This window comes from Muricauda sp. MAR_2010_75, assembly GCF_000745185.1.
In the GTDB taxonomy this organism is placed as follows: Bacteria; Bacteroidota; Bacteroidia; order Flavobacteriales; family Flavobacteriaceae; genus Flagellimonas.
This window is the reverse complement of sequence record NZ_JQNJ01000001.1, coordinates 2,227,841-2,249,455: the sequence shown is the minus strand read 5'-3', so window position 1 is coordinate 2,249,455 and position 21,615 is coordinate 2,227,841. Positions and strand designations below refer to the sequence as shown.

At 41.9% G+C, this 21,615-nt stretch carries 19 protein-coding genes; 14 read left to right on the top strand and 5 right to left on the bottom strand.

Annotated features, from left to right (window positions below):
* Positions 1-35 precede the first annotated feature (35 nt).
* Positions 36-503, top strand: a complete 468-nt coding sequence (locus tag FG28_RS10010; RefSeq protein WP_036382444.1) for a CBS domain-containing protein — start codon at positions 36-38, stop codon at positions 501-503.
* A gap of 201 nt (positions 504-704) precedes the next feature.
* Positions 705-1,367, top strand: coding sequence for an SAM-dependent methyltransferase (locus FG28_RS10005; RefSeq protein ID WP_051947265.1), 663 nt, complete (start codon positions 705-707; stop codon positions 1,365-1,367).
* Positions 1,368-1,418: 51 nt separating this feature from the next.
* Here the strand turns inward: FG28_RS10005 and FG28_RS10000 are convergent, their stop codons facing one another.
* A complete protein-coding gene (locus tag FG28_RS10000; protein ID WP_197062585.1) occupies positions 1,419-2,192 on the bottom strand; it encodes an FkbM family methyltransferase in 774 nt (257 codons plus the stop codon).
* 292 nt (positions 2,193-2,484) lie between these two features.
* Between FG28_RS10000 and FG28_RS09995 the strand changes: the two genes are divergently transcribed.
* Positions 2,485-4,884 (top strand): T9SS type B sorting domain-containing protein, encoded by a 2,400-nt coding sequence (locus FG28_RS09995; protein ID WP_036382440.1) that lies wholly within the window; start codon positions 2,485-2,487, stop codon positions 4,882-4,884.
* A gap of 16 nt (positions 4,885-4,900) precedes the next feature.
* On the opposite strand, the gene FG28_RS09990 is transcribed toward FG28_RS09995, so the two are convergent.
* Both FG28_RS09990 and FG28_RS09985 read right to left on the bottom strand, forming a co-directional pair.
* Positions 4,901-6,139 carry a metallophosphoesterase gene (locus FG28_RS09990; protein ID WP_036382438.1) on the bottom strand — a complete coding sequence of 413 codons (1,239 nt, stop codon included), beginning with the start codon at positions 6,137-6,139 and terminating at the stop codon, positions 4,901-4,903.
* A gap of 54 nt (positions 6,140-6,193) precedes the next feature.
* A complete protein-coding gene (locus FG28_RS09985) occupies positions 6,194-6,913 on the bottom strand; it encodes a copper homeostasis protein CutC (RefSeq protein ID WP_036386441.1) in 720 nt (239 codons plus the stop codon).
* Positions 6,914-6,954: 41 nt separating this feature from the next.
* On the opposite strand from FG28_RS09985, the gene FG28_RS09980 reads away from it, so the two are divergent.
* From FG28_RS09980 to FG28_RS09955, 6 genes are all read left to right on the top strand, one after another.
* On the top strand, positions 6,955-7,947 hold the full coding sequence (locus tag FG28_RS09980) for an isoaspartyl peptidase/L-asparaginase family protein (protein WP_036382437.1): 993 nt from the start codon (positions 6,955-6,957) through the stop codon (positions 7,945-7,947).
* Positions 7,948-8,171: 224 nt separating this feature from the next.
* Positions 8,172-11,006, top strand: a complete 2,835-nt coding sequence (gene polA, locus FG28_RS09975) for a DNA polymerase I (RefSeq protein WP_036382436.1) — start codon at positions 8,172-8,174, stop codon at positions 11,004-11,006.
* Positions 11,007-11,058: 52 nt separating this feature from the next.
* Positions 11,059-12,069, top strand: a complete 1,011-nt coding sequence (locus tag FG28_RS09970) for a lipocalin family protein (protein ID WP_036382434.1) — start codon at positions 11,059-11,061, stop codon at positions 12,067-12,069.
* Positions 12,070-12,091: 22 nt separating this feature from the next.
* Entirely contained in the window at positions 12,092-13,273 is a 1,182-nt protein-coding gene (locus FG28_RS09965; RefSeq protein ID WP_036382431.1) for a nitrate/nitrite transporter, read from the top strand.
* Between the two features lie 209 nt (positions 13,274-13,482).
* A complete protein-coding gene (locus FG28_RS09960; RefSeq protein ID WP_036386440.1) occupies positions 13,483-13,929 on the top strand; it encodes a DUF1572 family protein in 447 nt (148 codons plus the stop codon).
* 132 nt (positions 13,930-14,061) lie between these two features.
* Positions 14,062-14,655 carry an SET domain-containing protein gene (locus FG28_RS09955; RefSeq protein WP_036382429.1) on the top strand — a complete coding sequence of 198 codons (594 nt, stop codon included), beginning with the start codon at positions 14,062-14,064 and terminating at the stop codon, positions 14,653-14,655.
* 74 nt (positions 14,656-14,729) lie between these two features.
* Here FG28_RS09955 and FG28_RS09950 read toward each other — a convergent pair whose 3' ends face one another.
* The gene (locus FG28_RS09950) at positions 14,730-15,293 is read right to left on the bottom strand and encodes a hypothetical protein (RefSeq protein WP_036382427.1); all 564 of its coding nucleotides are present in this window, start codon (positions 15,291-15,293) and stop codon (positions 14,730-14,732) included.
* A 209-nt stretch (positions 15,294-15,502) separates the two neighbouring features.
* Here FG28_RS09950 and FG28_RS09945 point away from each other — a divergent pair, with 209 nt between their 5' ends.
* Positions 15,503-16,252, top strand: a complete 750-nt coding sequence (locus FG28_RS09945) for a sulfite exporter TauE/SafE family protein (protein WP_036382425.1) — start codon at positions 15,503-15,505, stop codon at positions 16,250-16,252.
* Here FG28_RS09945 and FG28_RS09940 read toward each other — a convergent pair.
* Positions 16,237-16,683 (bottom strand): MarR family winged helix-turn-helix transcriptional regulator, encoded by a 447-nt coding sequence (locus FG28_RS09940; RefSeq protein ID WP_036382423.1) that lies wholly within the window; start codon positions 16,681-16,683, stop codon positions 16,237-16,239. The two genes, FG28_RS09945 and FG28_RS09940, sit on opposite strands and share 16 nt — an antisense overlap.
* 176 nt (positions 16,684-16,859) lie before the next feature.
* Between FG28_RS09940 and hppD the strand changes: the two genes are divergently transcribed.
* The 4 genes from hppD (at position 16,860) to FG28_RS09920 (ending at position 21,566) form a co-directional block, all read left to right on the top strand.
* Positions 16,860-17,993: a 4-hydroxyphenylpyruvate dioxygenase gene (hppD, locus tag FG28_RS09935; RefSeq protein WP_036382421.1), complete on the top strand. Its 1,134-nt coding sequence runs from the start codon at positions 16,860-16,862 to the stop codon at positions 17,991-17,993.
* Positions 17,994-18,055: 62 nt separating this feature from the next.
* Positions 18,056-19,213, top strand: a complete 1,158-nt coding sequence (locus FG28_RS09930; protein WP_036382419.1) for a homogentisate 1,2-dioxygenase — start codon at positions 18,056-18,058, stop codon at positions 19,211-19,213.
* Positions 19,214-19,355: 142 nt separating this feature from the next.
* Positions 19,356-20,576 carry a fumarylacetoacetase gene (fahA, locus tag FG28_RS09925; RefSeq protein WP_036382417.1) on the top strand — a complete coding sequence of 407 codons (1,221 nt, stop codon included), beginning with the start codon at positions 19,356-19,358 and terminating at the stop codon, positions 20,574-20,576.
* Between the two features lie 120 nt (positions 20,577-20,696).
* On the top strand, positions 20,697-21,566 hold the full coding sequence (locus FG28_RS09920; protein ID WP_036382415.1) for a flavin reductase family protein: 870 nt from the start codon (positions 20,697-20,699) through the stop codon (positions 21,564-21,566).
* The last annotated feature ends 49 nt before the right edge of the window (positions 21,567-21,615 follow it).

Below are 21,615 nucleotides of genomic sequence, written 5' to 3'. Positions count from 1 at the left end.
CAGTATATTTAATAGGGTGCATAAAATAAATCGTCATGGCTATTAAGAGTTACACCGGAAAAAGATTTAAGGAAACTCCAAAGGAAATATCACTCAGGGTAAGTGATTATATGACTAGAAACTTGATCACCTTTCGTCCAGAGCAATCTATTGAAGAGGTCATCGAAGCATTGATAAAACATAAGATTTCGGGAGGTCCTGTTGTTAACGAAGACAACGAACTTATAGGGATTATTTCAGAAGGGGACTGTATCAAGCACATTAGCGATAGTCGTTACTACAATATGCCCATGGAACGCAGCAAGGTTGGGCTTCGTATGATTAAAAATGTGGAAACCATTGATGGGAACATGAACATTTTTGATGCGGCCAAAAAATTCCTTGAAGTTAAAAGACGTCGTTTTCCTATTGTGCAAAATGGAAAACTTGTAGGTCAAATATCCCAAAAAGATATTCTAAAAGCAACCATGGCACTAAAATCTGAACATTGGAAATTGTTGTAAATCGCCCTCTATTATGGGTGAAGCATTTTAGGATAGTTTTTTCTTTGGTGTAATCACAGAAACTTCTGGCCAAATGCCATCAAAATTTCAATCTTTCGCCAAAAGCTTTGAATTAACAAGCTTGTTTCAAATGTTCTTATCAGCTATGCTTTTTTGTTTTTAAGGCTTAGATTTGCAATAACAAAAGTAATTTTCAAAAATTTGAATTCATTTCAAAAGTTCGTTCATAAAACTTTTAATTGCACCTCAATTGGACGCTTAATATTAGCCTATTATCTCTTACAAAAAAACCATTTATCTGTTTATGGTTGGAACAATAGTGTCAAGTCCAGAAAACCCATTGACAGGAACGGTGAAGCTCTTCCTTGGTTTACATATAGTTTCATTCATTTTCTGGAAAAAAGAATTGAAGATAACTTTAAGATTTTTGAATATGGAAGTGGAAATTCCACAATTTGGTTTTCTAGATTTGGATGTAAGGTCATTTCAATTGAGCACGACAAAAATTGGTATAACTTCATGTTCTCCAGCCTATCCAAAAACCCATTAATAGATTATAAATTTAGAGAGCTAGAATCAAACAAATATGTTGAAGAAATAACCAACTACACAAATGAATTTGATATAGTGGTCCTTGATGGTAGAGAGAGAGTTCAATGTTGTAAGAACTCACTTTTGGCTTTGAAAAAGGGAGGAGTAATTATATGGGACAACTCGGACAGACATGAATATGATGAAGGGTATAAATACCTTCTAGCAAATAATTTCAAAAGAATTGATTTTCAAGGATTAGGACCTATAAATTCCAGAGCTTGGTGTACCAGTGTTTTTTATAAAGAAAGAGAAAATTGTTTAGACATATAATATTTAAGCGATAAATACTTTTAAAACAACAAAACTGACTTTAAAAAATCCCTAACCTTCATTTGTTAAGTATTCTTTAATCATATCCAATTTCGAATCGGGAACACAGAAACAGTTCCTGACCCCATTATCCACCTCCCGCATCAGTGTTTCCGCCTCCTGCAAACCATTTTCGGTATGATTAAAAAAACGATAACCCAATCCTCCTAGAACCTGCTCTATTTCTGCCTCATTTCTGTTAAAAAGGGTCTCACAAACAATGATTGGCCTGTGCTTCAATATAGTTTGTTGACCTCCCTTCAGTATTTCCACTTCAGCTCCTTCTGTATCAATCTTTATCAAATCAATGGAATTCGCAGAACTCTCATAGTCATCAATCCGCAGGGACGGTATTTTCACTTTTTCTGAGGTTAAACTCTTCTTGGTTCCCATATTATGCTCCCCGGACAAGTTTAAGATAGAAGGAAATTTAGGGTTCACAATTTGATAGAACTCAATCTCACCATTAAAATTTGAGAGTGCCATCGGTTCAATCGTTATCCTATCCTCCAACCCATTTATTTTCAGGTTTTCAGTCATATATACCTTGGGGCCTACGGAAGGCTCAAAAGCAATTACCTTAAGATTGGGATTGGCCTTGCACCCTAAAATACTGTAGTAGCCAATGTTGGCCCCTATATCCCAAAACGACCCAACTTTCTTTACCAAATCAATGAAAATAGACGTGTACTCAAACTCCAACGGTTTTTTCCAAAACAACTCCCGGGTCAGATAACTGGTTTGATTGGTTTTAAGATAAAACGAAAGGTTTGAATCAATTTTCACTTTCAACAGCCCAGATGGATGGATCTTGAATTTTTTAGGCAATATCGGAGACAGAAGCTTGTTGATATTCCTAAGCAATGTATTTATGGCCGGCTGATATATGATAGAATGAAATAAACCCATTGGCGTGTACGTCTCGAAAATTTGACAAAATTATATTTTTTAAACTTAGCAACCCCATTCAATGTACATTCAATGGAGATTTAAAATCATTTTGTCTAAAATAAGTCGATTCGTTATTTTTTCTTATCAAAAGCATTTATTTTGCCCTAGCCATACTAGGATTTTTCTTATGATTAAAAATCAGTGTTTTGAAACCTTCGTTTCAATTCTAATTCTCCTAACATTCAATGTAGGGTTTTCACAGAACTATGATGTCAGTGATTATCAGAAGATCAATGAGACCAATGGTGGTTTTACAGGAACATTGAATGATTATGATTCATGGGGAATTGCCATTGACAACATAGGGGATTTGGATGGAAACGGCACAAACGACCTTGCGGTAGGAGCCTACACAGATGATGACGGTGGCTTTAATCGAGGTGCAGTTTGGATTCTTTTCTTAGATGCCAACAACCAAGTCATAAACAACACCAAAATTAGCGACACCAGTGGAAACTTCACAGGAGTCTTGGATAATGATGACCGATTTGGTGGTTCGGTTTCTTATTTGGGTGATTTAAATTCAGATGGCCTCATTGAGTTGGCCGTTGGAGCAGATTATGATGGTGATGGGGGATATTGGCATGGTGCGGTCTGGATACTCAGTCTAAATAATGACGGTACCGTAAACTCACATGTAAAAATCAGTGATACCCAAGGCGGATTCAATGGTTTTATTAACGGAGATGCCATTTTTGGAACTGATATGGAGGTCATTGGAGATTTAAACAATGATGGAATAACAGACTTGGCAGTAGGTTCAAGAAGGGATGCAGATGGGGGGTCAAGACGTGGTGCCGTGTGGATTCTTTTTATGAATGCCGACCTTACCGTAAACACTTCACAAAAAATCAGCGATACCCAAGGAGGGTTTACACCCCCATTGGACTTTGAAGACTATTTTGGCGGGTCTGTTCTAAATATAGGTGACCATGATGGTGATGGGGTAACCGATATCATCACAGGAGCCTACCGGGATGATGACCAACTGACCAACTCGGGTAGTTTCTATATTTTATATCTTAATACGGACGGAACCGTAAAGTCTTCACAAAAAGTTTCCAACACCTCGGGTGGACTTTCCCATCAGATTTCCGGAAATGCACTTTTTGGAGAATCCATAGATGGTATAAATGATATTGACAATGATGGCAGAAAAGAAATTTTGGTGGGTGCACTGGGTCACTTCAACCCTACCTTCTCCAGCCAAACAGGTGGATTCTATATGATAGAATTAAATGACAATGGAACCGTTTCCGAAGATTATTTTTATAGCTACGGAGAACATTGCTTTTCTGGTCTGTTGAATGGTGGCGATTATTTTGGCGGTGCCATTACATTATTAAATGGTGGTGAAAACCCAAAAATTGCGGTCAGTGCTTATCACGATAGTGAAAATGGCCCGGAAAGAGGAGCCGTTTGGATACTTGACCTGGGAGAGGTCACCTATTCCCTAGACAACTCAACGGACCCCTCTGGGTGCAACAGCTATGATGGTTCCTTCACAATTTCTGACCTTAATCCACAAAGGGACTATACGGTAACCTATGATTATCAAGGCAATACTATATCGGATTACTACCTCTCGGATGTAAATGGAATGATTCAAGTTGTGAATTTGGCCGCTGGCACCTATGACAATATTGTGGTGACCGAAAGTATAATTTCTTGTTCAGATGATCTTGGCTCCATTATATTGAATGGGTCTGAACTGGTGGATGCCCAACTGGATATTACCGAGCCTTCAGGATGTGGAATAAGTGATGGAGCAATTCTTATTCATAACCTTACTCCTGCCGAAGCTTACACGATTTCCTTTGAGACCCAATCCACATCCGTTTCAGAAGATTTGATTGCCGATTCCAGTGGAGAAATCTTTCTTAACGGCCTATCCGGCGGAAGTTATCAAAGCTTTTCCGTTGGAGAAGTTGGCGGTATTTGCCCCAATAATTTTGGCACCGTCTCACTCAATAATCCCAATTTTCAGTTTCAAGTAGCGGTCAACTCACCCAGTGCGTGCAATATACCGGATGGATCTATACAAATAATGGGATTATCGCCCAATACCCCTTACGATATCTCATATCACTTTAATAATGAAGTAATGACCGATGGGCATACTTCCAACGGTATGGGTGAAATTTTACTGACAACTTTACAAGGTGGTGGTTACGAAGACCTCACGGTATCAACAATTGATGAAAGTTGCTTTTTTTCCGTCCCCTATGTTGAACTGCTTTGTATAGAGGATAGCAACTTATGCTTTAGGGCCAAGAACTTTTTTACCCCAAATGGTGATGGGATAAATGATCAGTGGTTTTTGGAGTCTGAGAACGACTGCGAGTATTTCACAAAAATATTTGACCGATATGGAAAGTTGATTGCCGTTTTAACTCCAGAAAATCCTACTTGGGATGGAAGATACATGGGAAAACTTATGCCCGCGGATGATTATTGGTATAGTGTTGAATACACTTCAGGTTCCGATTCGACTATCTATCGGTTCCATTTTACTTTGAAGCGATAAATTATTTCAAAATATACTAGGCTTCGTCCAATCCCTTCTTCTTCAATGTAATCACAGAAACCTCTGGCCAGATGCCAAAACGCCCAGGATAACCAATAAATCCGAACCCACGGTTCACATTGATGAACTGATCTAACTCCTTGTAAATGCCCGCCCAATATTTGTAGCGCCATTTCACAGGGCTCCATTTTATCCATCCGGGAATCTCAACCCCAAACTGCATTCCATGGGTATGCCCACTCAAGGTCAAGTGAAAATGGTAATCATCGTGCAACACCACATCTTCCCAATGCGAGGGATCATGGCTCAGCAATATTTTAAAGTCATCTTTGTGGATACCTTCTTTGGCCTTTTGTAAATCCCCAGCCTTTTTAAATCCGCCACGGCCCCAGTTTTCTACACCTAGCAAGGCAATTTTCTGTCCATCTTTTTCCAAATAGCGATTGGTGTTCAACATCAAATCAAAACCCATCTCTCGCTGTATCATCTTCAGGTCTTCTAAATTTTGGGCCTTGGCCTCCTCGGTTTCCCAAGAAGCATAGTCCCCATAATCGTGGTTTCCTAAAATGGAATATATACCATCCTTGGCCTCCAAACGGGAAAAGACATCTTTCCAAGGTTTCATTTCATCGGACTTGTTATTGACCAAGTCCCCTGTGAAGAAAATTACATCACTTTGCTGCTCATTGATAAGGTCAACCCCATAGGTAACCTTGTTGTAATCGTCAAAACTACCGCTGTGCACATCAGAAATTTGTGTAATCTGATAGTTATGGAAGGCATCGGGCAAATCATCGAACTCAAGCTCGTATTTCAACACCTGATAATTGTATTTTCCACGGTACATACCATATAGCAAAGCCCCAAAAGGCAGGGCCGCCAAACCCAGGGCAATACCACTTACAAAACTTCTTCGGGAAGGAAAATACCCTGCATCGGGATTGGAAACCCCTACCAGTTTATTGTAACCAAAACCAATCAATCGTACAATATCCTCCAATAGAAGAAAGAATCCCAACACCAAAGCCAACAAAAAGAAAGCGGCAAAAATACTCCCGGCAATAGCTGCGGTGCCTTTAAAGCCATCTCCTGGGTCATAGGTGAGAACCTTAACGGTCAAAAAAATCAAGGCGCCCAAAAAAAGTGCAATGTAGGTCCAGTGCATCAATGGACTTTTGAACAATGTGCGGAATGCTTGAAAACCATAAACGGCCAGCACCACATACAAAATTGCCAAAACGATAAATCGGGACATAGAAATTTTTTACAAAATTAGTGCTAATATGCTATTGAGCAGGACTTTTTAATATTATTTAACGGCTTCAACAACAGATGTCAAGACAGCTAGATTGGAAAATGCCACCTGATCCTCCACCAAATGTTTTGCTGAATTCATGCTGATTTTCCCGGCAGTATCCACAGGATTGCCAAAAGTGGTTCCCGATAAATGGATGGCTCGGAGCCCAGCTTCCTTGAAATCTCTTGAATTGTTAGGGTTGATACCACCACCGGCCATGATTGCAATGGAGGTCTGGGACTGCCAATTTTTTAAAATTTCAACGGCATCTGCCGCCGAAGCACTACCCCCAGAAGTCAAAATGGTATCCACTCCTATTTCTTCAAGAACGGCCAAAGCTTTTTTCGGATGTTCCACCCAATCAAACGCCCTGTGAAAAGTAAAGTGCAAAGGCTTGACCAGTTTTACAAGTTCTTTGGTACGTTCCACATCAACCGAAAAATCGTTATGGAGCATTCCCGATACAATACCATCGACATTCAAATCATTGCATGTCTTAATATCGGCCTTCATCACCTCAAACTCTGTTTTGGAATAGTAAAAATGTCCGCTACGTGGGCGGATGAGCACATGGACCGGAATATCCAACCGCTCCTTCACCAGTTCTATCAAACCCACGGAAGGCGTAATGCCCCCCACACCAAGTTCGGAACAAAGTTCAATCCGGTCGGCACCGGCACTCTGGGCATTTAATGCAGATTCAAGGGAATTGGCACAAACTTCTACAAGCATATTGCTATATTTATCACCCTTAAAAGTAAACATCCCTTTCCGTGAAGCGACGCAAATTCCTTAAAAATTCCAGCCTAACCACGGTTGGAATCGTATCGGCCTCTGCCCTAACCTCCTGCAAGACCGAAAACAAAACTGAAGAAACGGTTGTGCCTCCAACGGAACCCATAAAGCCCATTGTGGTCTGTACATGGAACTTCCACAATGCCACCAGCAAGGCTTGGGAAGTGTTAAGCAAAGGTGGTAATGCATTGGATGCCGTGGAACAAGGTGTTATGGTGGAAGAAGCCGATGAAACCAATGAAACTGTAGGTAAAGGTGGCAGACCTGACCGTGATGGAAATGTTACGTTGGATGCCTGCATTATGGACAAAGACGGCAATTGTGGCTCGGTGGTCTACCTTCAGAACATAGTACATCCTGTTTCTGTGGCCCGGAAAGTGATGGAAGAAACACCACACATCTTACTAGCGGGCAAGGGCGCTGAAAAATTTGCCTATGAACAGGGCTTTGAAAAAGAAGACCTGTTGACCGAAAGTACGCGACAACAATACCAAGAGTGGTTGAAAACTTCAAAGTACGAGACCACCATCAACATAGAAAACCACGATACGATTGGTATGTTGGCCATTGACGCTAATGGTGATATTTCCGGGGCCTGTACTACCAGTGGAATGGCGTATAAAGTGGCTGGTAGAGTTGGCGATTCCCCCATTATTGGCGCAGGATTGTATGTGGATAATGAAGTTGGCGGTGCTACCGCTACTGGTGTGGGCGAGGAAGTCATCCGTACTGTTGGTAGTTTTTTGATCGTGGAACTGATGCGACAAGGAAAAAGCCCACAAGAAGCCTGTGAAGAAGGGGTAAAACGCATCATGAAGAAAAATGAAGGTCGGAAAGATTTCCAGATCGGCTTTTTGGCCATCAACAAAAATGGAGAAACCGGCGGATACTGCGTCCATCCGGGATTTACCTACCGAGAATACAGTGAAAAAGGGCACGAGAACCGACAAGTGAAGAGTTTTTACAGTTAGGTCAATGACATCTTCGCGCCTAGATTAAAGAACCAAGGTGTCTTGACTCTTGATTCTTGAACTTGACTCTTGATTCTTGAACTTGACACTTGGGTCTTTACGCTTGATACTTGTCCCTTGAACTTGACTCTTGAATTCTGTCTCATTTAAGCAGCAATTCGTACTTTTAAAACCTGCCCATTGAAAACTGTTAATTGATTATTGTTAATTGCTAACTGAACAACATGTCTGAACAAAAACGCCTTTTTCTCCTTGATGCCTACGCCCTAATTTTTCGTGGATACTATGCCTTGATCAAAAATCCACGGATCAATTCCAAAGGGATGGACACTTCCGCCATTATGGGCTTCATAAACTCCCTTTTTGATGTCATCAAACGCGAACAACCCGATCATTTGGCGGTGGCTTTCGACAAAGGAGGCAGTGTGGAACGTACCGAACTTTTTGAAGCCTACAAAGCCAATCGGGATGAAACCCCGGATGCAATCAAGATAGCCGTACCCTACATTCAACAGATTTTAAAAGCTATGAAAATTCCTATTGTGGAATTGGAAGGCTACGAGGCGGATGACCTCATCGGAACCATTGCCAAACAGGCTGAAAAGGAAAATTACAAGGTTTTTATGGTCACGCCCGACAAGGATTTTGGGCAGTTGGTCAGTGAAAATATCTTTATGTACCGACCCGCTCGAATGGGCAACGGTATTGAAATTTGGGGTATTCCCGAAGTGCAAAAACGCTTTGGGGTGAAACGTCCAGAGCAGGTGATCGACTACTTGGGAATGATGGGTGACGCCAGTGACAATATTCCCGGATTGCCCGGTGTGGGGGACAAGACCGCCAAAAAATTCTTGGAACAATTCGATTCCTTGGAAGGCTTGTTGAGCAACACGGACCAATTGAAGGGAAAAATGAAGGAAAAGGTGGAAGAAAATGCCGAGCTGGGTCGACTTTCCCGCCAATTGGCCGAAATAAAGACGGATTGCGACGTAAAATTCCATGCCGAAGACTACGAAATGTGTCCGCCCGATGCCGAAGAAGTACAGAAAATCTTTGAGGAACTGGAGTTTCGAAGATTGCGGGAACAATTCGTGAAAATATTTTCCGGCGAGGTGGAACCCACCACCCAAGTGACCAGCACCGAGACTGCCAAACAAGAGGCCAAAGTGGCCGGAAGTGGGCAGTTTACCCTGTTTGGAGGTGACCCTACCGAAGCTGCGGCCACTATCAAGGACGTAAGCGGCCGTAGGACCATCGCCGATGTTGAACATTTTTACCAAATGGTTCAGCCAGGGTTGGCCATGGAATTGTTTTTGAAAAATTTAATGAATCAGACCTCCGTCTGTTTTGATACTGAAACCACATCGATCAACCCTCTGGAAGCCGAATTGGTCGGCATTGCTTTTAGTTGGGAAACAGGCAAGGGCTTTTATGTTCCTTTTCCAGAGACAAAAAACGATGCCATGCCCCTTATTGAAAAGCTGCGCCCCTTCTTTGAAGCGGAGAACATTGAAAAGATTGGGCAGAACTTAAAGTACGACATCAAAGTAATGCTCAACTACGGCGTGGAGGTCAAAGGCAAGCTGTTCGATACCATGCTGGCACACTACCTCATCAACCCCGATATGCGCCACAATATGGACGTACTTTCGGAAACTTATCTCAATTACACTCCGGTTTCCATTACAGAACTCATCGGTAAAAAAGGAAAGAACCAGTTGAACATGCGTCAGGTGCCTTTGGAAAAACAAACGGAATATGCTGTGGAGGATGCCGATGTCACCTATCAATTGGCGCAAAAGTTCAGACCCGAGCTAAAGGAAGCCAAAACCGACAAACTTTTTGAAGAAATTGAAGTTCCGTTACTTCGTGTTTTGGCCGATATGGAACGGGAGGGTATCAATTTGGATAAAGAATATTTGAACGACCTCTCCACCGCACTGGAAAAAGACATCGCAGCGTTAGAAAAGAAAATTTACGAGCAAGCTGGGGAGGAATTTAATATTGCCTCACCCAAACAGTTGGGCGATATCCTTTTCGGTAAATTGAATTTGGTGGACAAACCCAAAAAGACCAAAACAGGGCAGTATTCCACTTCGGAGGATGTACTTTCCTACTTGGCCAAGGACCATGAAATCATTAAAAATGTATTGGACTACCGTGGATTGGCCAAACTAAAAAGTACCTACGTTGATGCGCTACCCAATGAGGTACAGGAAAAAACGGGTCGGGTGCACACAGACTATATGCAAACGGTAGCTGCTACAGGCCGATTGAGCAGCAACAATCCCAATTTGCAGAACATCCCCATCCGAACGGAGCGGGGTCGGCAGGTACGGAAGGCGTTTATCCCTCGGAATGAAAACTACGTTTTGCTCGCTGCGGATTATTCCCAGATTGAACTGCGCATCATTGCGGCCTTGAGTGAAGAGGACACCATGATTTCCGCTTTTAAACATGGAGAGGACATCCACGCTTCCACGGCATCCAAAGTATTTAATGTGCCTATTGAAGAAGTGACCCGAGAGCAACGGAGCAATGCCAAAACCGTCAATTTTGGGATTATATATGGGGTTTCCGCCTTTGGGTTGAGCAACCAAACAGACTTGAGCCGTACTGAGGCCAAGGAACTTATCGATACGTATTACAAGACCTATCCCAAATTGCGCAATTACATCAGTGAGCAGATAGATTTTGCCCGAGACCACGGCTATGTGCAGACCATTTTGGGCCGCCGCCGCTACTTAAAGGACATCAATGCAGGCAACCAAGTGGTTCGGGGGGCCGCGGAACGAAACGCCGTGAATGCGCCCATTCAAGGGAGTGCAGCGGACATCATAAAGATTGCGATGATCAATATCCATAAAAAGCTATCCGAAGGAAAGTACCAAACCAAAATGCTGTTGCAGGTACACGATGAATTGGTTTTTGATTGCTACAAACCCGAGTTGGAAGAGATGAAAAAACTCATTAAATCCGAAATGGAAAATGCTTATAAACTCTCCGTACCCTTGGATGTAGAAGTGGGCATTGGAGAGAATTGGCTGGAAGCGCATTAGATTATTAGCTTGTTAACCTGGTCAACGATTATTTGAATTTCATTTAAACAACATGAAAAAGTTAGTTTTTATAGTTTTTGTAATCGTCCTATTATTTTCTTGCCAAACTAAATCTAAAATTGAAGGAAACTGGGTCTTAGCCTATTATCAAACTATCAGTAACAAGGACACATTTAGGCTAAATGAGTGTCAATTTATTTCTATAGACAAGGATACATTAAGATATCTTAATTGTCAAAGGAGCAATGTTGGTGATACTCCCTTCCTATCTTCGGGTAAATATCAGAGGCAAGGAAACCAAATATATTTTAATAACGATATTGACAATTCTTTTAAAATCATTACTATCAACTCAGATAGTTTGGTTTTGGAAAACAATAACAACGATAACTCCTACACCTTTATTTATAAGAAGCTACCATCTCATTATAAAGGCTCTAATTGGAATCCATCAAATAAGAACTACCAATTTATAGGAAACAACGGAAAGGCCCATTTAGAATTCATAAACGATTCATTGATGTTAGAATATAATTTAAAGACAGAGTTATATGTCTCAAAGAAATGGTGGTTGGAAGAATTCGAAAATTACAACTTCCTTATTTTAAATCAAATTGATGCACTTCAGCCAATTTTAATTGACTCCATTGATAATGAATTTGTATACATCTCCACTTATGATACTAATGTTAACAACTATCTTCTAAAAAAGTTCCCGAAAAAAGACATTACAGCAAAAATTCGAGGGAACTGGAAACTATTAAAATCAGGTCTTCCTCCACCACCACCTGAAAGTTTAATTTTCCAGTTCGAAAAATTTCAGGTAATATCAGATTCCATATTTGCTGGTGATTCCAGAATTCCCTTTAAAGAAAAATGGATACAAACTGGAGATGGTAGAAACATCTTATTCCAAATAAAAAAATCAAAATATTGGAGACATTGGAAAATAATTAAGCTAAAGCAGGACACTTTAGTTTTGGATATGCCAGACATATTTGTACTGGATTCTCCAGGAATGCCTGATAGGATTAGGAGGATTAGAACTTATGTGAGAGATTGATTAATTCTATTTAAAGCCCATAATGAAACCCTCCAAAATCATACTCCCCATCATAGTGGTGTCCCAGTTTTGCTGCACATCGCTTTGGTTTGCTGGGAATGGGGTCATGCACAATCTCGTGGCCACTTTTGGGCTTAACGAAAGTGCCTTGGGGCATTTGACCTCGGCAGTGCAGTTTGGGTTTATTGTGGGCACCTTACTTTTTGCCTTTTTATCCATTGCGGATCGGTTTTCCCCATCCAAAGTATTTTTGTCCTGTGCGGTATTGGGAGCCCTATTCAATCTGGGGGTGATTTGGGAAGGGAATTCATTGGCAAGCATCCTCGTATTCCGATTTTGCACCGGTTTTTTTCTGGCAGGCATCTATCCCGTAGGGATGAAAATCGCTGCTGATTACTTTGAAAAGGGGCTCGGCAAATCCCTTGGCTATTTGGTGGGTGCATTGGTCGTCGGTACCGCATTCCCCCATTTATTAAAAGAGATGACCCATGCCTTTCCCTGGAAATCAGTTTTAGTGGGCACCTCATCGCTGGCCGTATTGGGCGGAGTATTGATGGTAAGCTTGATTCCCGATGGTCCTTATCGTAAACCAAGTCAAAAACTGCACTTATCCGCTTTTTTAACAGTATTCCAAAATGGCAAATTCCGTTCGGCAGCCTTTGGCTATTTCGGACACATGTGGGAACTATACGCCTTTTGGGCTTTTGTGCCCCTAATGCTAAAAACGTATGCCGCGGTGCACCCTGCTACCAACTTCAACATTCCGTTGCTGTCGTTTTTGATCATTGCCATCGGCGGATTGGCTTGCGTATTGGGCGGATATTTGGCACAGGCTCTAGATACCAAACGTGTTGCCATTATGGCGCTCCTTCTTTCCGGAATATGCTGTTTAATTTCACCATTGCTATTTGCCCAAACCTCGGGAATCATATTTGTAGCTTTTCTTCTTTTCTGGGGGATGGTGGTTATTGCAGACTCGCCCTTATTTTCCACATTGGTGGCCCAAAATGCAGTACCAGAGCTTAAGGGCACCGCCCTAACGATTGTAAACTGCGTGGGATTTGCCATTACCATTGTCAGCATTCAATTGCTTAATTTCCTTCTGACTTCAACCTCATCCCATAGCATTTATATGGTATTGGCCTTAGGTCCCATTTTGGGTTTATGGGCTTTATCGAAAAAAAGTAAAGCAGATTTTGAGTGAATTAATGATTCCACAAGACCCCTCTTTAATCCCTTTGGCCTATTAACTAAACCAAAGCTGTTTGAAATCGTTCAGTAGAGTTTTCCACAAGTAAGAATCGTATAGTGAACATAGAGAAGAAATGTACAGCTTCACCCAAAGTTTTTCAGTTTATGAAATTTTGGATAAACTTAAACGACTGAGTGGAGTATAAACCAAAAACCAATGATATGACCATTGCAGCATTACAATCGCTCTTTAAAAGAGATTTGGAAAAACTGAAAAATGAAGTGGAGCTTTATACTTCAGAAGAAAATCTTTGGCGGATCGACAAGTCCATTACCAATTCAGCTGGAAATTTATGCCTGCATATCATAGGAAACCTTAATGCCTTTATTGGGGCTGGATTGGCCAAAACTTCCTATATACGACAGCGCGATTTGGAGTTTTCCGCAAAAAATATTCCTAGAAAAACACTTATAAACCAACTGGAAGAAACTATCGCAACAGTTGAAACTGGACTAAATAATGTTACAGAGGAGCAATTAATAGGCGATTTTCCCATTGTAATTTGGGACAAACCTTCTAATATGGCGTTCATCTTGATCCATTTGGCAACCCACCTAAATTACCACCTTGGACAAGTAAACTATCACAGAAGATTGCTCGACAGCTAATACCGGCGCTTATATAGTTCACTGACATACAATAATTTACATTGATTCTTTAAGTCCATTTTGCACCTCTAAAATTTCCATCAACGGATCGAACAATTTTATACCTTCAACTAAAAATTCAAGAGGTATTAAATGATTCATCCCGATACAGAATTACGTTTTATCAGCAGCGAAATTGGTTATGGCGTGGTGGCCACCAAATTCATTCCCGCAGGAACCATAACTTGGGTGCTGGACCGTTTGGACCGCGAGTTCACCCCTTTGGAACTGCAGCAAATGGACCCCAATTACCAAAACATTTTGGATACCTACACCTTTCGTAACAACAAGGGCAACTACATCCTCTGTTGGGACAATGGCCGGTATGTGAACCATAGTTTCAACTCCAACTGCCTTACCACCGCCTACGATTTTGAGCTAGCCATCCGCGATATCCAACCGGGGGAACAACTCACGGATGATTACGGTTATCTAAACATCCCCCTGCCTTTCAGAGCAGCTGATGAGGGTACCCGCCGCAAAATTGTCTACCCAGACGACCTGCTGAAGTACTACAAAGTATGGGATAAAAAAATTGAGAAGGTGTTCGGGAATATTACCAAACTCCAACAGCCGCTACGTCCCTTGCTTACCGAAGGACTATGGGACCGAGTTGAGCGCATTGTTGCAGGAAAGGAGGAACTGGAATCCATCCTTACCAATTTTTATGATGAGAACAGCACATAATCCTTGTTGTGCAAATCCCAATAATAAAAAAGGCACCTCTAGAGGTGCCTTTTCCATTCCAATTCATAGCTATATTAATTCCCGAAACTGCTTGCCAATCGGGGTCTTGGGTTTTTGTTTCCTTTAAATAGGTCCAACAAGGGTTTAAAATGACTGCTCCATTGGTACGGTACAAAGTCAAACCACAATTTTACCTCCGGTGCTTCATTCCCTTCAATCTGAAGCCCGTTTTCAATGGTGAAATCCAAGCTGTCAAAGTGGTTGACCGACTCTTGCACGCCATCCCAGTATTTAAACTGATTGCCCTCCTTAGCCAAATAGAAGCGTAGCATGGTATACGTTCCTTCAGGTAGTGAAACCACATTTTTTGAACGTAAAAATTGTCCGGATGAAATCCCCTTGAAGGTCACTGTACTTTGGCCAGGGAAATCAGCAACAGTATGTTCATTGCCTTCCACATCAAATGCGGAAAACTTGGTGATGTTCAACATCATATTGGAAACATGAAGCTCTGTTGCAGCTTCGTTTTTCAAAATCAATTCTTGGACAGCCTTTTCTTTGTTCTCCATTTGATTCAATAAATCAAATGAGAAAGGTATGGTCTGCCACTTATTCGGATAAATTCTCTTTTTTTCCATAACACTGTATATTTAATTATACACTGCAAAGTTGGGGCTGTTTTCCTACCTGTGCGTCTATAAAATTCACCAGTTTCTATGCTGTATTGTCCTAGATACACATTTTAAGGTTTTTTTAAGGTTAAAATGTCACAAAAAAGCATTCCATAATTCAATCTGTCCATCAAATCCACTAAAAGCAGTACCTTTTCATTTTCTAAGGTTCCTTCATGAAGATCAACTACATCTTTTTAGTATTGGCCCTCCTTGCAGAAATCATAGGTACCATTGGCGGTTTTGGGTCATCAGTCTTTTTTGTGCCAATAGGCAATTTTTATTTTGATTTTTACTCGGTTCTTGGCATGACGGCTATTTTTCATTTGTCCAGTAACGTGAGCAAGATTTTCCTTTTTAAAAAAGGGTTGGACAAGAAGTTGCTGTTGTACATCGGTGCACCTTCAGTCTTGTTTGTGATCATTGGTGGGTTTCTTTCAAAAATTGTGGATGGACTTATGCTCACCATCGTTTTGGGGATCTTTTTGGTGGTTTTCAGCTTATTTTTCCTCATTAAAAGTGAAATTGTGGTGCTTCCCAATAAAAAGAATGCCATTATTGGCGGTACGCTTTCGGGTTTTTCGGCAGGGTTATTGGGCACCGGGGGCGCTATTCGTGGATTAACGATGGCCGCCTTTAATCTAGAGAAAAATGCCTTTATAGCCACTTCGGCTTTTATTGATTTTTTAATCGATTTTTCCCGAACCTTTGTCTATTATGAAAATGGGTATATCGGTAAACAAGAATTGACCTATCTCCCATTTCTGTTTGCCATTGGTTTGATAGGAACGTATTTAGGAAAACGGATTTTGAACTATATCCCGCAAGAGCGGTTCCGAAAATTGAGCTTACTTTTTGTGCTGCTCATTGGATTGGCCACCATTGTACAGCTTGCAGTAAAACATTGGGGTCAACTCGCCTCATAGTTTTCCCCCATCTGATCTAGAACCCGCAAAAAGGTCACAAATTCTTCGACTTCCATATTCTTTACGGCCAATTTTCGTAATTGAAGCGCTTTGGGCATCACCAAATCGATAACCTCTTGCCCTTCGGGGGTCAATTCCAATTTGAACCGTTTTTGATCTCCTTCAAAACGGGTCTTGCTTACCCAGCCCTTACGCTCCAACCCACCAATTACCCGTGATGTGGTGGCCCGATTTCGAAAATTGCTCTGCACAATATCACGTTGACTGGCTTCATCCCCCAATTCATAAATTCGATGCAAGATCACCCATTGCTCAATGGTCATCTCTACATTTAATTCTTCAAAGGCACGCAAATAGGCAAATTGGATTTTTCGAAGCACCAAATCCAAGTGCAGTCCTATCCCCTGTATTTCATCTATGTGATTGAGCATCTATAAACAGTTCCCACAAAAATAGGGATTCATTTTAGATCATATTCCATTGACTTACAGTCAACACTGCCAATTTTAACCTAAAATTTGGTTCAAAACACATGGAAATCATCGAAAAAAAGTTATTTTTGTTGCATTAGCAACAATATAAACGCACCACATAAAAATACACAAACATGGAAACAGCAACACTTCCAAAATCATCTGGCAAAGCTCAAGATTTTATGCCCATCAACGGCACAGATTATGTTGAGCTGTACGTAGGCAACTCAAAACAAGCAGCACATTTTTACAAGACCGCTTTTGGGTTTCAATCCTTGGCTTATGCCGGGTTGGAAACCGGTTTAAAAGATCGTGAAAGCTATGTGGTGGTCCAGGATAAAATTCGACTTGTGCTCACCTCTCCCTTAAAGAGCGGCACTGAAATCGGCAAACATATCGACACACATGGTGACGGTGTAAAAGTGGTTGCCCTTTGGGTGGATGATGCCACGTACGCCTACAATGCCGCTATGGAAAGAGGTGCCAAATCCTATATGGAACCCAAAGTGGAAGAGGATACGAAGGGAAAAGTTGTCCGTTCTGGAATCTACACCTACGGTGAGACGGTCCACATTTTTGTGGAACGAAAAGACTATAACGGTACATTTCTTCCGGGTTATAAAAAATGGGAAACCCCAGACTACAATCCCACCCCCACTGGACTTAAGTATGTAGACCACATGGTAGGCAATGTGGGTTGGAACAAAATGAATCATTGGGTGAATTTTTATGAAGATGTATTGGGTTTTAAAAACATCCTTTCGTTTGATGACAAAGACATTTCAACCGAATACACCGCGTTGATGAGCAAGGTGATGAGCAATGGAAACGGACGCATTAAATTCCCCATCAACGAGCCCGCTGAGGGCAAGAAAAAATCCCAGGTAGAGGAATATTTGGATTTTTACGAAGGCGAAGGCGTTCAGCATATCGCCGTAGCCACGGATGACATCATTAAAACCGTCCGTGATCTTAAAAGTCGAGGCGTGGAATTCCTGCGTGTACCCGACACCTATTATGATGTTGTTTCAGACCGTGTGGGAGAAATTGACGAGGATATTGCCCCCCTTAGAGAATTGGGCATCTTGGTAGATCGTGATGATGAAGGCTATCTGCTTCAGATATTCACTAGACCCGTAGAGCCCAGACCTACCATGTTCTTCGAAATTATCCAAAGAAAAGGTGCACAATCGTTTGGAAAAGGTAACTTTAAGGCACTGTTTGAAGCCATTGAACGCGAGCAAGAACTTCGAGGCACTTTGAATTAACATGTGATTCATAGTTTTTGAGCTTGAACTTGATTTTTGAATTTGAACTTTAATGTAACACCATGCCTATTTACCATAGACTTGGGAAAATTCCGCAAAAACGGCATACTCAATTTGAAAAGCCCAGCGGAGGACTCTACTATGAGCAACTTTTTGGAACCATTGGTTTTGATGGGATGTCTTCCCTGCTTTACCATATCCATCGCCCTACACAGGTGAAGGAAATTGGAAAAGCCTTGGATGTAAACCCAAAAATTGCGGTGGAGAAGAACATCACCAGCAGAAAATTGATTGGTTTTGATGTAAAACCCAAAGATGACTTTTTGGAGGCCCGTGAGCCCCTTTTGGTGAACAACGATGTGCATATTGGTTTGGCCGCTCCCAAAAAATCCGTTACGCACTACTTCTATAAAAATGCGGATGCCGATGAGATGCTCTTTATCCATAAAGGCTCAGGAACCCTAAAAACCTTTTTGGGAAATATTCCCTTTGAATATGGAGATTACCTCATCATTCCAAGGGGCATGATCTATCAGATTGAATTTGATACGGAGGACAACCGCATTCTATATGCTGAGTCCTTTCATCCGATTTATACCCCAAAACGATACCGAAATTGGTTTGGTCAGTTGTTGGAGCACTCCCCTTTCTGCGAGCGCGACTACAAACTACCACAAGATTTGGAAGCCCATGATGAGAAAGGCGCGTTTTTGATGAAAATTAAAAAGCAGGGCATGTTGCACCAACTCGTTTATGCCACGCATCCTTTTGATGTTGTGGGATGGGACGGTTACAATTTTCCCTATGGATTTTCAATCCATAATTTTGAACCTATTACCGGACGTGTGCACCAACCACCACCGGTGCACCAAACTTTTGAGACCGGTGCTTTTGTAATCTGTTCGTTCTGCCCACGATTGTACGATTACCATCCAAAGGCCATTCCGGCACCCTACAACCACTCCAATATCGATTCTGATGAAGTGCTGTATTATGTGGATGGGGATTTTATGAGTCGAACAGGAATTGGCCCAGGGTATATTTCCTTGCACCCAGCAGGAATTCCCCATGGACCACATCCCGGAACGTATGAGGCCAGTATCGGCAAAAAAGGGACAGAGGAGTTGGCCGTGATGATAGACACCTTCAAACCCTTAAAAATTACCGAAAACGCCCTTAAGATTGATGATGGTAACTATTACAAATCTTGGGTGGAGTAAAAAATTAAATCAATGTCATTTCGAAATGAGTTCCGATAATCATCGGAATGATTGAGAAATCTCAATATAGATTTCTCACATTCGTTCGAAATGACAAAGAAGAAATTGATTCCTGCCTTCGCAGGAATGAAAAATAAAATACATGATTATAAACATACCTGAAAATTCAGATTTTTCAATTCATAATATTCCCTTTGGGATTTTCTCCACTAAAGACAGAAGTCTTCGTGTAGGCGTCGCGGTGGGTGACCATATTTTGGACTTGGCCGCCGTTGCCGAACTGGATGTATTTGATTTCAATACTGCGGTTTTGGAAAAGGACACCCTAAATGAATTTATTTCCTTGGGAAAGGAAATCACATCCCGAGTTCGCAAAAAGATTCAGCACTGGCTCAAGGATGATACATCTGCCCTGGCCGGGAAACCTGAACTTTTTGTAAAACAATCCGATGCCCAGATGCACATGCCCATCCAGATTGGGGACTATACCGATTTTTACTCCAGCATAGAGCACGCTACCAATGTAGGTAAAATGTTCCGTGATCCGGAAAATGCGCTCTTGCCCAACTGGAAGCATATTCCCGTGGGGTATCACGGCAGGGCAAGCTCCATCATTGTGAGCGGGCAACCCATCCATAGGCCTAAGGGGCAAACCTTGCCTAAAGATGCCGAAGCCCCTGTTTTTGGTCCTACCCAGCGGTTGGACTTTGAGCTGGAAATGGGATTTGTCTGCGGAAAAGACACAAATTTGGGGGAATCCGTTTCCACTGCTGAGGCAGAGGATTATATTTTTGGTTTGGTGCTGTTTAATGATTGGTCGGCCCGTGATATCCAAAAATGGGAATACGTGCCGTTAGGCCCCTTTTTGGCGAAGAACTTTGCGTCCTCTATTTCTCCTTGGATCGTGACCTTGGAGGCTTTGGAACCTTTCCGGGTGGCAGGCCCCAAGCAAGAACCCAAAGTGCTCCCCTATTTGGAATATCCGGGAGAAAAAAATTACGATATCAACTTAGAAGTGGGCATTACCCCAGACGGAAGCGACGAGACCACTGTTTGCCATAGCAATTTTAAGCACATGTACTGGAACATGGCCCAGCAACTGGCCCATCATACGGTCAATGGTTGTAACATCAATGTGGGGGATGTGATGGCTTCCGGGACCATTTCCGGAAAGGATGAAAACAGCTATGGTTCCATGTTGGAATTGGCTTGGATGGGCACTAAACCCGTTAAAATGAAGGATGGTTCCGAACGAAAATTTATCCATGATGGGGATACGGTCACGCTTCGGGGTTACGCCAAAAATGGCGATATTCGGGTTGGATTTGGTGAGGTGACTACAAAAGTGTTGCCTGCTAAATAATCTGGTAGCTTCGACTTCGCTCAGCTACCGAATCTTAAGTGGTGACTGAGCGTAGTCGAAGTCACTTAGACTAAAAATAAGATAGATTCCCGCCTTCGTGGGAATGACATAACTGTAACGATGATCAAAACCATAGACCCATCCCAAGTATCCCAACCCGAACTTCATAGCATTCTATTGACGGCTGTGGCACCACGGCCCATCTGTTTTGCTAGTACGGTGGACAAGGAAGGAAACGTAAACCTGAGTCCATTCAGTTTTTTTAATGTGTTCAGTTCCAATCCGCCGGTGATGATATTTTCCCCTTCCCGGAGCGGTCGGGATAATTCCTTAAAACATACCCATGAAAATATTGTTGAAGTACCCGAAGTGGTCATCAATATTGTGAACCATGACATGGTGGAGCAGATGTCCCTTTCCAGTACGGCGTATGACAAAGGGGTGAACGAATTTGTAAAAGCCGGATTTACCCAAGTCCCCAGTGAAAAGGTAAAACCACCACGAGTGGGGGAAGCTCCTGTTTCGTTTGAGTGCTCCGTAATGGAGGTTATTGAATTGGCCCAAACGCCTGGAGCGGGTAATTTAATCATTGTAAAGGTGGAGCTTCTCCACGTGGATGATGCCTATTTTACGGATGGCATCCTCGATACCGAAAAATTGGATTTGGTAGGCCGTATGGGCGGCAATTGGTATATCCGAGCGATAAAAGAATCCCTGTTTGAAGTCCCAAAACCACTCCGCAGCCATGGTATTGGGGTAGATGCCTTGCCCAAGGGGATTCGGGAAAGCAAAATTCTCACAGGAAATAATCTGGGCCGCTTGGGGAACTTGGAAGGTGTTCCTTCTACGAAGGAAATTAAAGCGGTTATTGAAAAGGAAGGACTGCAAAATGCTTCCAAAACTGAATTACATACCCTGGCCCAACAACTATTGGAAGAGGGTGATACGGAAAAGGCAATGGCGTATTTGTTGTTTGCGGAGAGTTTGTGACTTTTAAATATGACTTCATTCTATGTCCATTTTTGCTAAATATAGATAT

Excerpts from the sequence above, each read along its gene's own strand:
- FG28_RS09930 (WP_036382419.1), top strand. The coding sequence starts at position 18,056 with ATGCCTATTTACCATAGACTTGGGAAAATTCCGCAAAAACGGCATACT.
- FG28_RS09920 (WP_036382415.1), top strand. The coding sequence starts at position 20,697 with ATGATCAAAACCATAGACCCATCCCAAGTATCCCAACCCGAACTTCAT.
- FG28_RS09990 (WP_036382438.1), bottom strand. The coding sequence starts at position 6,139 with ATGTCCCGATTTATCGTTTTGGCAATTTTGTATGTGGTGCTGGCCGTT.
- FG28_RS09945 (WP_036382425.1), top strand. The coding sequence starts at position 15,503 with ATGAAGATCAACTACATCTTTTTAGTATTGGCCCTCCTTGCAGAAATC.
- FG28_RS09995 (WP_036382440.1), top strand. The coding sequence starts at position 2,485 with ATGATTAAAAATCAGTGTTTTGAAACCTTCGTTTCAATTCTAATTCTC.
- FG28_RS10010 (WP_036382444.1), top strand. The coding sequence starts at position 36 with ATGGCTATTAAGAGTTACACCGGAAAAAGATTTAAGGAAACTCCAAAG.
- FG28_RS09940 (WP_036382423.1), bottom strand. The coding sequence starts at position 16,683 with ATGCTCAATCACATAGATGAAATACAGGGGATAGGACTGCACTTGGAT.
- polA (WP_036382436.1), top strand. The coding sequence starts at position 8,172 with ATGTCTGAACAAAAACGCCTTTTTCTCCTTGATGCCTACGCCCTAATT.
- FG28_RS09955 (WP_036382429.1), top strand. The coding sequence starts at position 14,062 with ATGATTCATCCCGATACAGAATTACGTTTTATCAGCAGCGAAATTGGT.
- FG28_RS09965 (WP_036382431.1), top strand. The coding sequence starts at position 12,092 with ATGAAACCCTCCAAAATCATACTCCCCATCATAGTGGTGTCCCAGTTT.
- FG28_RS09985 (WP_036386441.1), bottom strand. The coding sequence starts at position 6,913 with ATGCTTGTAGAAGTTTGTGCCAATTCCCTTGAATCTGCATTAAATGCC.
- hppD (WP_036382421.1), top strand. The coding sequence starts at position 16,860 with ATGGAAACAGCAACACTTCCAAAATCATCTGGCAAAGCTCAAGATTTT.
- FG28_RS09970 (WP_036382434.1), top strand. The coding sequence starts at position 11,059 with ATGAAAAAGTTAGTTTTTATAGTTTTTGTAATCGTCCTATTATTTTCT.
- FG28_RS09950 (WP_036382427.1), bottom strand. The coding sequence starts at position 15,293 with ATGGAAAAAAAGAGAATTTATCCGAATAAGTGGCAGACCATACCTTTC.
- FG28_RS09960 (WP_036386440.1), top strand. The coding sequence starts at position 13,483 with ATGACCATTGCAGCATTACAATCGCTCTTTAAAAGAGATTTGGAAAAA.
- fahA (WP_036382417.1), top strand. The coding sequence starts at position 19,356 with ATGATTATAAACATACCTGAAAATTCAGATTTTTCAATTCATAATATT.